Origin of the sequence: Pseudomonas sp. CAN1, from assembly GCF_030462585.1 — a bacterium.
In the GTDB taxonomy this organism is placed as follows: domain Bacteria; phylum Pseudomonadota; class Gammaproteobacteria; order Pseudomonadales; family Pseudomonadaceae; genus Pseudomonas.
In genome coordinates this window covers 62,030-75,563 of sequence record NZ_JASMRU010000006.1, presented here as the reverse complement: position 1 = coordinate 75,563, position 13,534 = coordinate 62,030, and the positions used below count along the sequence as shown (strand labels likewise).

Sequence of the window (13,534 nt, the reverse complement as noted above, 5' to 3'; positions counted from 1 at the left end):
TAAGTGACCAGAATTCTTCGTTTTTTCTTTGGGGTGAATCACCTTGGCCAAGATCCTCGTAGTCACTTCCGGTAAGGGTGGCGTCGGTAAAACCACCACCAGCGCCGCCATCGGCACCGGCCTGGCCCTGCGCGGCCACAAGACCGTCATCGTCGACTTCGACGTGGGCCTGCGTAACCTCGACCTGATCATGGGCTGCGAACGCCGCGTGGTTTACGACTTCGTCAACGTCATCAACGGCGAAGCGACCCTGACCCAGGCCCTGATCAAGGACAAGCGCCTCGAGAACCTGTTCGTGCTGGCCGCCAGCCAGACCCGCGACAAGGACGCTCTCACCCAGGAAGGCGTCGGCAAGGTCATCGAAGAGCTCAAGCAGACCTTCGACTACGTGATCTGCGACTCCCCGGCCGGCATCGAGAAAGGTGCCCACCTGGCCATGTACTACGCCGACGAGGCGATTGTCGTGACCAACCCGGAAGTCTCCTCGGTACGCGACTCCGACCGCATGCTCGGCCTGCTGGCCAGCAAGTCCGCCCGCGCCGAGAAAGGCCAGGACGCGATCAAGGAACACCTGCTGCTGACCCGCTACAACCCCGAGCGCGTCACCAAGGGCGAAATGCTCGGCGTCGAAGACGTCGAGGAAATCCTGGCCATCCGTCTGCTCGGCGTGATTCCGGAATCCCAGGCGGTGCTCAAGGCATCCAACCAGGGCGTACCGGTCATCCTCGACGAAGAAAGCGACGCCGGCCAGGCGTACAGCGACGCCGTCGAGCGACTGCTGGGCAAGGAAATGCCCCACCGGTTCCTCGATGTGCAGAAGAAAGGATTCCTGCAACGACTGTTCGGAGGACGTGAATGAGCCTTTTAGATTTCTTCCGCAGCCGGAAGTCGCAAAACAGCGCATCCATCGCGAAAGAAAGACTCCAGATCATTGTCGCCCACGAGCGCGGCAACCGTTCGCAACCGGACTACCTCCCGCAGCTGCAGAAAGACCTGCTGGAAGTGATCCGCAAATACGTGCCCATCGACCAGGAACAAGTCCAGGTCGAGCTGGCCAACCAGGGCAGCTGTTCGATCCTGGAACTCAACATCACCCTGCCGGAGCGTTGATCCGGCCCGGGTGAACCTGCGGCGGCTTCGGCCGCCGCAGTCGTTTCTGTCTCATTCATTATTCGCGTACAAGTTTCCATGCCGCTTTCCCAGATCGAATTCGTCCATGAGGACGCCGCCCTGCTGGTGGTGAACAAGCCCACCCTGCTGCTCTCCGTGCCTGGCCGCGCGGACGACAACAAGGATTGCCTGATCACCCGCCTGCAGGAGAACGGCTACCCGGAAGCGCGCATCGTCCACCGCCTGGACTGGGAAACCTCCGGCCTGATCGTGCTGGCCCGCGACGCCGACAGCCACCGCGAGCTGTCCCGCCAGTTCCACGACCGCGAGACCGAGAAGGCCTATACCGCGCTGTGCTGGGGTGAACCCGAGCTGGACAGCGGCCGCATCGAAGCGCCGCTGCGCTACGACCCACCGACCAAGCCGCGCCACGTGGTGGACTTCGAGCAGGGCCGGCATGCGCTGACCTTCTGGCGCGTCATGGAACGCCACGGCAACTGGAGCCGCGTCGAGCTCACGCCGATCACCGGTCGCTCGCACCAGCTGCGCGTGCACATGCTGACCATCGGCCACCCGCTGCTGGGCGACCGCCTGTATGCCGAAGGCGAAGCCCTGGAACTGCGCGACCGCCTCTGCCTGCACGCCAGCATGCTGGCCCTGACCCACCCGCAGACCGGCGAGCGCCTGCGCTTCGAGTCGCCCGCGCCGTTCTGACTCTTCCGGCTATCGTAGGAGCGGACTCCGTCCGCGATTGGTTTTCGGCGCGATGCGGACCTATCGCGGACAGAGTCCGCTCCTACGCGCGCACCGCCCCTCAGAGCGAGCCCCCAGGCCGCAGATTCGCGCATTTACGTTAAACTTCCGGCCATTCGCTGTCCGGAGTTACCCATGCGTACAGAACTCAACCAGGGCCTGATCGATTTCCTCGCGGCCTCCCCCACTCCCTTCCACGCCACCCAGGCCCTCGCCCTGCGCCTCGAAGAGGCCGGCTACCAGCGTCTGGACGAGCGCGACGCCTGGCGCACCGAAGCCGGCGGCCGCTACTACGTCACCCGCAACGACTCCTCGCTGATCGCCTTCAAGCTGGGCACCGCGCCGCTGCTGGAGAACGGCCTGCGCCTGGTCGGCGCACACACCGACAGCCCCTGCCTGCGCGTCAAGCCGAACCCCGAACTGGTGCGCAACGGCTACTGGCAGCTGGGTGTCGAAGTGTACGGCGGCGCGCTGTTCGCCCCCTGGTTCGACCGCGACCTTTCCCTGGCCGGCCGCGTCACCTTCCGCCTGGCCGGCAAGGTCGAGAGCAAGCTGATCGACTTCCGGGCGCCCATCGCGGTGATCCCCAACCTGGCAATCCACCTCAACCGAGAAGCCAACCTCGGCTGGTCGATCAACGCGCAGACCGAACTGCCGCCGATCCTCGCCCAGGTTGCCGCCGGCGAGACCCGCGACTTCCGCGACCTGCTCGGCGAACAGCTGCAGTTGGAGCACGGCATCACCGCCGACGCCATCCTCGACTACGAACTGAGCTTCTACGACACCCAGCGCGCCGCCGTGATCGGCCTCGACCAGGCCTTCATCGCCGGCGCCCGCCTGGACAACCTGCTCTCCTGCTTCGCCGGCCTGCAGGCCCTGCTGGGCAGCAACGACGAGCAGAGCGGCGTGCTGGTCTGCACCGACCACGAAGAAGTCGGCTCCTGCTCCGCCTGCGGCGCCGACGGCCCGTTCCTGGAACAGGTGCTGCGCCGTCTGCTGCCCGAGGGCGACGCCTTCACCCGTACCGTGCAACGTTCGCTGCTGGTATCTGCCGACAACGCCCACGGCGTGCATCCGAACTACGCCGACAAGCACGACGGCAACCACGGCCCGAAGCTCAACGGCGGCCCGGTGATCAAGATCAACAGCAACCAGCGCTACGCCACCAACAGCGAGACCGCCGGTTTCTTCCGTCACCTGTGCCTGGAAAACGAAGTGCCGGTGCAGAGCTTCGTGACCCGCAGCGACATGGGCTGCGGCTCCACCATCGGCCCGATCACCGCCAGCCAGATTGGCGTGCGCACCGTCGACATCGGCCTGCCGACCTTCGCCATGCACTCCATCCGCGAGCTGGCCGGCAGCCAGGACCTGCACTACCTGGCCAAGGTCCTCAGCGCCTTCTACGACAGCGCCGACCTGCCCTGACCCGAACGCCCGGCAATTGCCGGGCGTTTTTCTGTCCGGAGACTGAACATGCCCTACAACGGAAGCTGCCTGTGCGGCGATATCGGCTATGCGGTCGACAGCCTCGACATGCCCATCGGCCATTGCCACTGCCTGACCTGCCAGAAAGCTCACTCCGCAGCCTTCGCCAGCACCGCCGGGGTGATGCGCGAACACTTCCGCTGGACCCGCGGCGAGGACAAGGTTGCCGCGTATGAATCGTCCCCTGGCAAGCAGCGCAAGTTCTGCCCGCGCTGCGGGACGCAGCTGATCGCCGAGCGCGCCGGCCAGCCGCACGTCATCGTCCGCGTGGCCAGCCTGGACGACGATCCGGGTGTGCGGCCGGCGCGGCATATCTGGACATCTCATGACCGCCCGTGGCTGGCGCAGGACGGGGTTCCGGCCTATCCCGAGTGGAACCCGGATCGCTGAGTTTCCCTTGTAGGAGCGAGCTTGCTCGCGAACCAAGCGTCGCGCTCGCCGGAAACACCCTCTCCCTCGCCCTCTCCCTGAAGGGAGAGGGAGCCGTTCGGCGCAAGCTGATAGGCCGGGATCAGCCGGCAAACTGTTGACTCTGCCCACACTCGGGACAGTCCCCTCTCCCTTCAGTGAGAGGGTTAGGGAGAGGGTCAAACCGGCAATGACGTCGCTGGGCTGTTCGCGAGCAAGCTCGCTCCTACACACCCGGTTCAACGCCAGAAGATCAATCCGGCACTTCCACGCTCACGTGGATGGCGTCGTGCCGCCAGAACTCCAGGTCGCAGTCGATGATGCGCCCGTGCTGGTCGCGGTTGATCCGGGTGATGCGCAGCGCCGGGCTGCCCTCGGCGACACGCAGCACGCTGGCGGCTTCGCCATGCAGGGCGGTGGGTACCATGTCGAAGCGCACGCGGCCGTAGCGGATGTCGTAGCGGCTGGCGTAAAGCTCGGTTAGCGAACAGGTCAGGTCGCTATCGAGAATGCCGGGGAAGTACGCCGGGTTGAGGTAGTGCTCGACGTAGAGCACCAGCCGCCCGTCCACCCGCCGCAGCCGGCGGATCTGGTAGACACTGGACAGCGCTGGCAGCTCCAGCAGCTCGCAGATCGCCGCGCTGGCCGGGACCTGGCGCGCCGACAGCACTTCGGTCGCGGCGACCCGCCCCTGGCCTTCGACCATCGCGTGGTAGTGGCTGCGCACCAGCGGGTTGTACAGCAGGCGCGGCGGCGAGACGAACCAGCCACGGCGCTCCTCGCGGTAGATCAGGCCCTGGGCTTCCAGCTGCCCCAGCGCCTCGCGCAGGGTGATTCGCGTGGTGTCGAACAGCTCGCTCAGCTTGCGTTCGGCCGGCAGCTTGCCGCCCGCGCTGAGCAGGCCGCTGTCGATCTGCTCGATCAGCGCGCGGCAGATCGCGGTGACCGTGGGTAGCGCCGTATCGCGCATTCCTTTCCCTCTTTTGGACTAGTCCAGCCCCAGAACAGGGCATTTCTTTCCCCTTGCGGGCTGTCGTCATCCTAGGAAAGCCCGATGACCGTCCCGTGACACTGCCTTTGCAAGCAGCGCCCATGCCAGTTAACGACACCAGCGTAGCCCAGGCGGATCAAGGCGTTGCCCATGGTCTACGCTTTTCCCCGACGACCCGCCGAGCGCTCAAGGCCGGGCTGGCGCGCCGCGGGCTTACATCAAACTGTCATCCGCCCCGCTTAGATTGGCCTGCGTCTTGCTGATCTAGACCACGCTTGAAATCACCGAACCGAAGGAGCACCGAATGAAACGCTTGCTTGCTTCACTGCTGGGATCGGCCATTGCCATTGGCAGCGGCCTCGCCATGGCGGCCGACGCCGATCTGCAATCGCTGGAAGCCGCCGCCCGCAAGGAAGGCCAGGTCAACAGCGTGGGCATGCCCGACAGCTGGGCGAACTGGAAGGACACCTGGAAGGACCTGGAAAGCAAGTACGGCCTGAAGCACGTGGACACCGACATGAGCTCGGCCCAGGAGCTGGCCAAGTTCAAGGCCGAGAAGGAAAACGCCAGCGCCGACATCGGCGACGTCGGCGCCGCCTTCGGTCCGATTGCCGTGCAGCAGGACGTCAGCCAGGCCTACAAGCCGAGCACCTGGGACCAGGTACCGGACTGGGCCAAGGACAAGGATGGCCATTGGGCGCTCGCCTACACCGGCACCATCGCCTTCATCGTCAACAAGCAGCTGGTGAAGGACGTGCCGCACAGCTGGGCCGACCTGCTCAAGGGCAAGTACAAGGTCACCATCGGTGACGTCAGCACCGCCGCCCAGGCAGTCAACGGCGTGCTGGCCGCCTCCATCGCCAACGGCGGCGACGAGAAGAACATCAAGCCGGGCCTGGAGTTCTTCGGTCAGCTGGCCAAGCAGGGTCGCCTGTCGTTGACCAACCCGGTGATCAACACGCTGGAGAAGGGTGAAGTGGAAGTCGGCATCGTCTGGGACTTCAACGGCCTGAGCTACCGCGACCAGATCGACCCGGCGCGCTTCGAGGTGCTGATCCCCTCCGACGGCTCGGTGATCTCCGGCTACACCACCATCATCAACAAGTACGCAAAGAACCCCAACGCCGCCAAGCTCGCCCGCGAATACATCTTCAGCGACGCCGGGCAGATCAACCTGGCCAAGGGCAACGCCCGGCCGATCCGTGCCGAGCACCTGACCCTGCCGGCCGAGGTGAAGGCCAAGCTGCTGCCCAACGAGCAGTACGCCAAGGCCCAGCCGATCAAGGACGCCAAGGCCTGGGAAGAGACCTCCAAGCGCCTGCCGCGCATGTGGCAGGAACACGTCATCATCAACATGCAATGACGCCCAGCCGCCCCGGTTCGCGCCGGGGCGGCCGCGCTTCGACAAAGGCCCCGCCCCATGCGCCACGACGTCATCCTGGTCGTCCTCGACGGCCTCAACTACAGCGTCGCCCACGACTGCATGGGCCACCTGCAGGCCCTGTGCAGCGCCGGCCGCGGCCAGCTCTACCGGCTCGAATGCGAGTTGCCGTCGCTGTCGCGCCCGCTCTACGAATGCATCCTCACCGGCGTGCGCCCGATCGACAGCGGCATCCTGCACAACGACGTGTCGCGCCGCTCCAACCAGCGCAGCCTGTTCCACTATGCCCGCGACGCCGGCCTCAGCACCGCAGCGGCGGCCTACCACTGGGTCAGCGAGCTGTACAACCGCACGCCGTTCGACCCGGCGCGCGATCGTCATACCGACGACGAATCCCTGGCGATCCAGCACGGCCACTTCTACTGGACCGACCACTACCCCGACTCGCATCTGTTCACCGACGCCGAGTCGCTGCGCCGCCGGCATGCGCCGAACTGCCTGCTGGTGCATCCGATGAACATCGACGACGCCGGCCACAAGCACGGCCTGGGCACGCCGCAGTACCGCAACAGCGCGCGCCACGCCGACATCATCCTCTCCGAATACCTGCACCAGTGGCTGGCCGCCGGCTACCAGGTGATGGTCACCGCCGACCACGGCATGAACGACGACCGCAGCCACGGCGGCATCCTCGCCGAGGAACGCGAAGTGCCGCTGTTCGTTTTCGGCGAGGCATTCAGCCTCGATGACCAGGCGCGCCCGCGCCAGGTCGAACTCTGCGGCACGCTGTGCGAAATCCTCGGCGCCGCCCACGACAAACCGGTCTGCCGGGAGCTGCTCAAGGCATGAGATCGAACACCGGAAAACTCTTCGCCCTGCTCTGCCTGCTGCCCTTCGCGCTGTTCTTCTTCGCCTTCCAGCTGGCACCGCTGCTGTGGGTGATGATCAACAGCGTGCGCACCGGCGACGGCTGGGGCCTGGCCAACTTCAGCGAGATCTTCGACTCGCCGTTCTACCTGCAGGCGATCCGCTACAGCCTGGAAATCTCCGTGTGGTCGAGCCTGATCGGCCTGTTCATCGCCGTGCTCGGCAGCTATTCGCTGCGCCAGGTGGACAGCCGGCTGCGCGACTTCGTGATGGCCTTCGCCAACATGACCAGCAACTTCGCCGGGGTGCCACTGGCCTTCGCCTTCATCATCATCCTCGGCTTCAACGGCGCCATCACGCTGCTGCTGAAACAGGCGGGGCTGATCCAGGACTTCAACCTCTATTCGAAGACCGGCCTGATCATCCTCTACACCTACTTCCAGATTCCCCTGGGGGTAATGCTGCTCTACCCGGCCTTCGACGCCCTGCGCGAGGACTGGCGCGAATCCGCTGCGCTGCTGGGCGCCAGCCAGTGGGCGTTCTGGCGGCACATCGGCATCCCGGTGCTGACGCCGGCGCTGCTGGGCACCTTCGTCATTCTCCTGGCCAACGCGCTGGGCGCCTACGCCACGGTCTATTCGCTGACCACCGGCAACTTCAACGTGGTGCCGATTCGCATCGCCGGACTGGTCTCGGGCGACGTGTTCCTCGACCCGAACATGGCCAGCGCCCTGGCGATGGTGCTGGTCGGCCTGATGACCATCATTACCCTGGCCCACCAGTGGCTGCTGCGCCGGAGCTACCATGTCCAGAAACGCTAACGCGCTGTACCACCGAGTGGTGGTCTATGCGCTGTTCCTGATCCTGCTGGTGCCGCTGGCCGCCACCCTGCTCTACTCGCTGGCCACCTCGTGGAGCGCCAGCGTACTGCCCGACGGGCTGACCCTGAAATGGTTCCTGACCCTGTGGAGCGACCCGCGCTTCCTCGTCGCCTTCGGCCAGTCGCTGCTGGTGTGCTTCGGCGCGCTGATCCTCAGCGTGGTGCTGGTGCTGCCGCTGATGTTCGTCATCCATTACTACTTCCCGCGCCTGGACGCACTGATGAACGTGCTGATCCTGCTGCCCTTCGCGGTGCCACCGGTGGTGTCCTCGGTCGGCCTGCTGCAGCTCTATGCCGCCGGCCCGATACCCATGTTCGGTACGCCGTGGATCCTCATCGGCTGCTACTTCACCATCGCCCTGCCCTTCATGTACCGGGCGATCAGCAACAACCTGCAGGCGATCAACCTGCACGACCTGATGGACGCCGCCCACCTGCTCGGCGCCAGCACCTGGCAGGCTGCCCTGCTGGTGGTGCTGCCGAACCTGCGCAAGGGCCTGATGGTGGCGCTGTTCCTGTCCTTCAGCTTCCTCATCGGCGAATTCGTCTTCGCCAACCTGCTGGTGGGTACCCGCTACGAGACGCTGCAGGTGTTCCTCAACAACATGCGCAACAGCAGCGGCCACTACACCAGCGCGGTGGTGGTCTCCTACTTCCTCTTCGTCCTGCTGCTCACCTGGGCAGCGAACCGCCTTAACAAGGACAAGACCTGACATGAGCTTCCTCAGCGTCGCCACACTGAACAAGAGCTACGGCACCACCACGGTGTTCCAGGACATCGATTTTGCCGCCGAGCGCGGCGAGTTCGTCACCCTGCTCGGCCCCAGCGGCTGCGGCAAGTCCACCCTGCTGCGCTGCATCGCCGGCCTCACCGCGGTGGACAGCGGGCGCATCCTGCTGGACGGCGAGGACATCGTGCCGAAAAGCCCGCAGAAGCGCGGCATCGCCATGGTGTTCCAGAGCTACGCGCTGTTCCCCAACATGACCGTGGAGCAGAACGTCGCCTTCGGCCTGCGCATGCAGAAGGTGCCGGCGGCGGAGTCCTCCCAGCGCGTGCGCGAGGCGCTGGAGATGGTCGAACTCGGCCCGCTGGCGGCGCGCTATCCGCACCAGCTGTCCGGCGGCCAGTGCCAACGTGTCGCCCTGGCTCGCTCGCTGGTCACCCGCCCGCGCCTGCTGCTGCTCGACGAGCCGCTGTCAGCGCTGGACGCGCGCATCCGCAAGCACCTGCGCGAGCAGATCCGGCGCATCCAGCAGGAGCTGAAACTGACCACGGTGTTCGTCACCCACGACCAGGAGGAAGCGCTGACGCTGTCCGACCGCATCGTGCTGATGAACGCCGGGCGCATCGTCCAGAGCGGCGACGCCGAAACCCTCTACACCGCGCCGGAAAACGCCTTCGCCGCCGGCTTCATCGGCAACTACAACCTGCTCGACGCCGCCCAGGCCACGCAGCTGCTGGACCGTCCGTTCCGCCAGCAGGTGGCGATCCGCCCCGAGTCCCTGCGCCTGAGCGTGGAGCCGGGCGAAGGCATCCCGGTTCAGGTACTCTCCCACAGCCTGCTGGGCAACGTGATCCGCTACCGGGTCGACGCCAGTGGCGTCGAACTGACCGTGGACGTCCTCAACCGCAGCGCCGAACGCCTGTACCCGGCGGGCACCCGGCTCGGCCTGCAAATCGACCTTGAAAGCATTCGGGAGGTGGCCTGATGGCCCTGGTGATATTCGACCTCGACGACACCCTGATCGACGGCGACTGCGCGAGCCTGTGGGCCCGGCGCATGGCCGATCTGGGCTGGGTGGACGCGGAGTCGTTCCTCAAGCGCGACGCCGAACTGATGGCGCAGTACGCGCAGGGCAAACTGCCCATGGAGGACTACATGGCCTTCGCCCTGGAGCCGATGGCCGGGCGCAGCGTGGAAGAGATCGAGCGGGAAGTGGAAACCTTCGTCGAAGACGTGATCGAACCGCTGATCCACAGCGACGCCTGCACCACCCTGGCCCGCCATCGCGAGGCCAGCGACCGCCCCCTGGTGATTTCCGCCTCGGGCGTGCACCTGGTCAAGCCGATTGCCGAACGCATCGGCATCGACGAAGTGCTGGCCATCGACCTCGAAGTGCTGAACGGCCACTACACCGGCCGCACCGTCGGCACCCTCACCTACCGCGAAGGCAAGGTGCTGCGTCTGCTCGACCTGCTCGGCGGCGATGACGCCCCGCTGGCCGACGCACACTTCTATTCCGACTCGCGCAACGACCTGCCGCTGCTCAAACTGGTGGGCCACCCGCACGTGGTGAATGCCGACCCGACGCTGCTCGAACATGCGCAGAAGATGGGCTGGGACGTCTTGACCTGGAAGTGATCGTCTGAAGTAGAAAAAGGGCCGCATCAGCGGCCCTTTTCATTGCTGCAATCGACTCAGCTCAGGCTCTCGTCGATCACCACCACCACCTTGCCCTGCACCTGGTTGCTTGCCAGGGCATCGAACGCGCTCTGCGCGTCGCGGACCGGGAAGGTGCGTTCCAGTTGCGGGCTGAGCTGACCGGTTGCAAACAGCGGCCAGACCTTCTGCCCCAGCTCGGCGATCAGCTGCGCCTTGAAATCGGCATCGCGCGAACGCAGGGTCGAGCCGATCAGCTGGATACGCTTGCCCAGCAGCAGGGCGAGGTCCAGTTCGGCCTTGCGACCACCCATCAGGCCAATCACCACCCATCGTCCGTCACGGCCGAGGATCTCCAGGTCGAGCTTGGCGTAGTTGGCGCCCACCGGATCGAGGATCACGTCGAACGGCGCGAAATCTCGTAGCGATTCGAGGCTCTCGCCGCGCAGCGCGCCGCCCTCGGCGCCAAGGGCCTCGCAATAGGCCAGGCGCTCCGCGGAACCGACGCTGACCCAGCAGGGGCTGCCGAACGCCTTGCACAGCTGGATGCCGGCCGAGCCGACGCCGCTGGCGCCTGCGTGCAGCAACACTTTTTCGCCCGGCTGCAGAGCGCCAAGCATGAACAGGTTCAACCACGCCGTGGCATAGACCTCCGGCAGAGCAGCGGCCTCGGCCAGGCTCAGGCCGGCGGGCACCGGCAGCGCGTGGCGCTCGTCCACCACCACTTCCTCGGCCATGCCGCCACCGGCCAGCAGGGCGCAGACGCGGTCGCCCACCTGCCAGGTACTGCCGGCGCCGACCTCGGTCACCACGCCGGAACACTCCAGGCCGATGACGTCGCTCGCCCCCGGCGGCGGCGGGTAGAGACCGGCCACCTGCAACAGGTCGGCACGGTTGAGTCCCGCGGCGGCAACCTGGATGCGGATCTGTCCCTGTGCGCAAGTCGGGTTCGGGCGCTCGGCCCACTCCACTCGCCCTTCGATGCCTTGCAATGCGTTCACGCTGCCTCCATAGTGACTTTGCAGGGCCCGATCCGTAAGGTCGGGCCCTTTCTTCGCGCCGAATTCATCTGCGATTGAACCCGGCGCCGCCAATTAAGGCCTAATATGCGTCATAACTCCGCGATCAGTCGAATCAGCATGAAGCGATTTTTGCCCCGTACCGCCCTGTTGTTCATCCTCGGCGCAACCGCCTTTTCCTCGTTCGCAGCGACCAGCAGCGCGAATGTCTGGGACGGCCTGCAGCCCGACCGGGATCAAGTGATCGCCAGCCTCAACATCGTTGAGCTGCTCAAGCGCCATCACTACAACAAGCCGCCGCTGAACGACGAGCGCTCGGCGAAAATCTACGACAGCTACCTGAAGACGCTCGATCCAGCGCGGATGTACTTCACCGCCGCCGACATCGATCAGTTCGCGCCCTGGCGCACCCAGTTCGACGACTTCCTGAAAAGCGGCGAGCTGGAGCCCGGCTTCACCATCTACAAGCGTCACCTCGATCGCCTCAAGGAGCGTCTGGACTTCGCCCTGGCCACCCTGAACAAGGGCGTCGACAAGATCGACTTCAACACCGACGAGTCGCTGGAAATCGACCGCGAGAAATCGCCCTGGGCGAAAGACAGCGCCGCGCTCGACGACCTCTGGCGCAAGAAGGTGAAGGATGAAGTCCTGCGCCTGAAGATCGCCGGCAAGGACAACAAGGCCATCCAGGAACAGCTGACCAAGCGCTACAAGAATCAGCTGATGCGCCTGGAGCAGACGCGCAGCGAAGACATCTTCCAGGCCTACATCAACGCCTTCGCGCAGACCTACGATCCGCACACCCAGTACCTGTCGCCGGACAGCGCGGAAAACTTCGACATCAACATGAGCCTCTCGCTGGAAGGCATCGGCGCCGTACTGCAGAGCGACAACGACTACGTCAAGGTCGTGCGCCTGGTACCGGCCGGCCCCGCCGAGAAGAGCAAGCAGATCGCCACCTCCGACAAGATCATCGGCGTCGCCCAGGCCAAGGGCGAGATGGTCGACGTGGTCGGCTGGCGTCTGGATGAAGTGGTCAAGCTGATCCGCGGCCCGAAAGGCTCGCAAGTCCGCCTGGAAGTGATCCCGTCGACCAACGCGCCGAACGACCAGACCAGCAAGATCGTCACCATCACCCGCGAGGCGGTGAAGCTGGAAGACCAGGCGGCGAAGAAGTCGGTCATCACCATCGACCACGAAGGCAAGAACTACAAGCTGGGCGTCATCGACGTGCCCGCCTTCTACCTCGACTTCAAGGCTTACCGCGCTGGCGATCCGGACTACAAGTCGACCACCCGCGACGTCAAGAAGCTGATCGGCGAGCTGCAGCAGGACAAGGTCGACGGCATCGTCATCGACCTGCGCAACAACGGCGGCGGTTCCCTGCAGGAAGCCACCGAATTGACCGGCCTGTTCATCGACCAGGGCCCGACCGTACTGGTGCGCAACAGCGATGGCCGCGTCGACGTGCTCAATGACGACGAGGGCAAGGCCTTCTACACCGGTCCGATGACCGTGCTGGTCAACCGCCTGTCCGCCTCGGCTTCGGAGATCTTCGCCGGCGCCATGCAGGACTACCACCGCGCGCTCATCGTCGGCGGCCAGACCTTCGGCAAGGGCACCGTGCAGACCATCCAGCCGCTCAATCATGGCGAGCTGAAGCTGACCCTGGCCAAGTTCTACCGCGTCTCCGGCCAGAGCACCCAGCACCAGGGCGTGATCCCGGACATCGGCTACCCGTCCATCGTCGACGACAAGGAAATCGGCGAGAGCGCCCTGCCCGACTCCATGCCGTGGGACACCATCAAGCCGGTGCTCAAGGCCCAGGCCGATCCGTTCAAGCCGTTCCTCGACCAGCTGCGCACCCGCCACGACGCGCGCACCGAGCACAACGCGGACTTCGTCTACGCCCGCGAGCGTCTCGCCCTGGCCCAGGAGCTGATGAAGGAGAAGACCGTCAGCCTCAACGAAGCCAAGCGTCGCGCCCAGCAGACCAGCATCGAGAACCGCCAGCTGGCCATGGAGAATGCCCTGCGCAAATCCAAGGGCCAGGAGCCGCTCAAGGAGCTGAAGAAGGAAGACGAGAACGCCCTGCCGGAAGAGGACAAGACCAAGCCGCAGGACGACGCCTACCTGACCGAGTCCGGGCACATCCTGATCGACTACCTGAATCTGGACTCCCAGGTAGCCAAACACTGACAGCTGTAATGAAACAGTCATGACGCTGTCGTGAAATGCACAGGGCCGGTATACCGGCCC

Annotated in this window: 14 protein-coding genes; 12 read left to right on the top strand and 2 right to left on the bottom strand. The window is 65.3% G+C overall.

The features are described from left to right. The first annotated feature begins 43 nt into the window (after positions 1–43). The 5 genes from minD (at position 44) to QO207_RS10795 (ending at position 3,738) form a co-directional block, all read left to right on the top strand. Positions 44–859 carry a septum site-determining protein MinD gene (gene minD / locus QO207_RS10815; protein ID WP_301532422.1) on the top strand — a complete coding sequence of 272 codons (816 nt, stop codon included), beginning with the start codon at positions 44–46 and terminating at the stop codon, positions 857–859. Next, the gene (minE, locus tag QO207_RS10810; RefSeq protein WP_015478210.1) at positions 856–1,110 is read left to right on the top strand and encodes a cell division topological specificity factor MinE; all 255 of its coding nucleotides are present in this window, start codon (positions 856–858) and stop codon (positions 1,108–1,110) included. The genes minD and minE overlap by 4 nt, the downstream gene beginning before the upstream one ends. A 78-nt stretch (positions 1,111–1,188) precedes the next feature. Continuing rightward, positions 1,189–1,824: an RluA family pseudouridine synthase gene (locus tag QO207_RS10805; protein ID WP_301532421.1), complete on the top strand. Its 636-nt coding sequence runs from the start codon at positions 1,189–1,191 to the stop codon at positions 1,822–1,824. Between the two features lie 174 nt (positions 1,825–1,998). Then, positions 1,999–3,288 (top strand): M18 family aminopeptidase, encoded by a 1,290-nt coding sequence (locus QO207_RS10800; RefSeq protein WP_301532420.1) that lies wholly within the window; start codon positions 1,999–2,001, stop codon positions 3,286–3,288. Between the two features lie 48 nt (positions 3,289–3,336). Further along, the gene (locus tag QO207_RS10795) at positions 3,337–3,738 is read left to right on the top strand and encodes a GFA family protein (RefSeq protein WP_301532419.1); all 402 of its coding nucleotides are present in this window, start codon (positions 3,337–3,339) and stop codon (positions 3,736–3,738) included. A gap of 271 nt (positions 3,739–4,009) precedes the next feature. Here the strand turns inward: QO207_RS10795 and QO207_RS10790 are convergent, their stop codons facing one another. Beyond that, positions 4,010–4,726 carry a UTRA domain-containing protein gene (locus QO207_RS10790; RefSeq protein ID WP_184589807.1) on the bottom strand — a complete coding sequence of 239 codons (717 nt, stop codon included), beginning with the start codon at positions 4,724–4,726 and terminating at the stop codon, positions 4,010–4,012. A 325-nt stretch (positions 4,727–5,051) separates the two neighbouring features. Here QO207_RS10790 and QO207_RS10785 point away from each other — a divergent pair, with 325 nt between their 5' ends. Genes QO207_RS10785 through QO207_RS10760 form a run of 6 tightly spaced genes read left to right on the top strand, consistent with a single transcriptional unit; the run spans position 5,052 to position 10,238 of the window. Next, complete coding sequence (locus QO207_RS10785) at positions 5,052–6,110, top strand: ABC transporter substrate-binding protein (RefSeq protein ID WP_301532418.1); 1,059 nt, start codon at positions 5,052–5,054, stop codon at positions 6,108–6,110. A gap of 57 nt (positions 6,111–6,167) precedes the next feature. Then, the gene (locus tag QO207_RS10780) at positions 6,168–6,977 is read left to right on the top strand and encodes an alkaline phosphatase family protein (protein WP_301532417.1); all 810 of its coding nucleotides are present in this window, start codon (positions 6,168–6,170) and stop codon (positions 6,975–6,977) included. Then, complete coding sequence (locus QO207_RS10775) at positions 6,974–7,816, top strand: ABC transporter permease subunit (RefSeq protein WP_301532416.1); 843 nt, start codon at positions 6,974–6,976, stop codon at positions 7,814–7,816. Before QO207_RS10780 ends, QO207_RS10775 begins: the two co-directional genes overlap by 4 nt. Next, complete coding sequence (locus tag QO207_RS10770) at positions 7,800–8,588, top strand: ABC transporter permease (protein ID WP_301532415.1); 789 nt, start codon at positions 7,800–7,802, stop codon at positions 8,586–8,588. Before QO207_RS10775 ends, QO207_RS10770 begins: the two co-directional genes overlap by 17 nt. A gap of 1 nt (position 8,589) precedes the next feature. After that, positions 8,590–9,585, top strand: a complete 996-nt coding sequence (locus QO207_RS10765; RefSeq protein ID WP_301532414.1) for an ABC transporter ATP-binding protein — start codon at positions 8,590–8,592, stop codon at positions 9,583–9,585. Beyond that, positions 9,585–10,238, top strand: coding sequence for an HAD family phosphatase (locus QO207_RS10760; RefSeq protein ID WP_301532413.1), 654 nt, complete (start codon positions 9,585–9,587; stop codon positions 10,236–10,238). Before QO207_RS10765 ends, QO207_RS10760 begins: the two co-directional genes overlap by 1 nt. A gap of 56 nt (positions 10,239–10,294) precedes the next feature. On the opposite strand, the gene QO207_RS10755 is transcribed toward QO207_RS10760, so the two are convergent. Beyond that, entirely contained in the window at positions 10,295–11,257 is a 963-nt protein-coding gene (locus QO207_RS10755) for an NAD(P)H-quinone oxidoreductase (RefSeq protein ID WP_301532412.1), read from the bottom strand. Positions 11,258–11,395: 138 nt separating this feature from the next. On the opposite strand from QO207_RS10755, the gene QO207_RS10750 reads away from it, so the two are divergent. Next, entirely contained in the window at positions 11,396–13,474 is a 2,079-nt protein-coding gene (locus QO207_RS10750) for a carboxy terminal-processing peptidase (RefSeq protein ID WP_301532411.1), read from the top strand. Positions 13,475–13,534 lie beyond the last annotated feature (60 nt).

Excerpts from the sequence above, each read along its gene's own strand:
- minE (WP_015478210.1), top strand. The coding sequence starts at position 856 with ATGAGCCTTTTAGATTTCTTCCGCAGCCGGAAGTCGCAAAACAGCGCA.
- QO207_RS10805 (WP_301532421.1), top strand. The coding sequence starts at position 1,189 with ATGCCGCTTTCCCAGATCGAATTCGTCCATGAGGACGCCGCCCTGCTG.
- QO207_RS10800 (WP_301532420.1), top strand. The coding sequence starts at position 1,999 with ATGCGTACAGAACTCAACCAGGGCCTGATCGATTTCCTCGCGGCCTCC.
- QO207_RS10795 (WP_301532419.1), top strand. The coding sequence starts at position 3,337 with ATGCCCTACAACGGAAGCTGCCTGTGCGGCGATATCGGCTATGCGGTC.
- QO207_RS10790 (WP_184589807.1), bottom strand. The coding sequence starts at position 4,726 with ATGCGCGATACGGCGCTACCCACGGTCACCGCGATCTGCCGCGCGCTG.
- QO207_RS10785 (WP_301532418.1), top strand. The coding sequence starts at position 5,052 with ATGAAACGCTTGCTTGCTTCACTGCTGGGATCGGCCATTGCCATTGGC.
- QO207_RS10780 (WP_301532417.1), top strand. The coding sequence starts at position 6,168 with ATGCGCCACGACGTCATCCTGGTCGTCCTCGACGGCCTCAACTACAGC.
- QO207_RS10775 (WP_301532416.1), top strand. The coding sequence starts at position 6,974 with ATGAGATCGAACACCGGAAAACTCTTCGCCCTGCTCTGCCTGCTGCCC.
- QO207_RS10770 (WP_301532415.1), top strand. The coding sequence starts at position 7,800 with ATGTCCAGAAACGCTAACGCGCTGTACCACCGAGTGGTGGTCTATGCG.
- QO207_RS10765 (WP_301532414.1), top strand. The coding sequence starts at position 8,590 with ATGAGCTTCCTCAGCGTCGCCACACTGAACAAGAGCTACGGCACCACC.
- QO207_RS10760 (WP_301532413.1), top strand. The coding sequence starts at position 9,585 with ATGGCCCTGGTGATATTCGACCTCGACGACACCCTGATCGACGGCGAC.
- QO207_RS10750 (WP_301532411.1), top strand. The coding sequence starts at position 11,396 with ATGAAGCGATTTTTGCCCCGTACCGCCCTGTTGTTCATCCTCGGCGCA.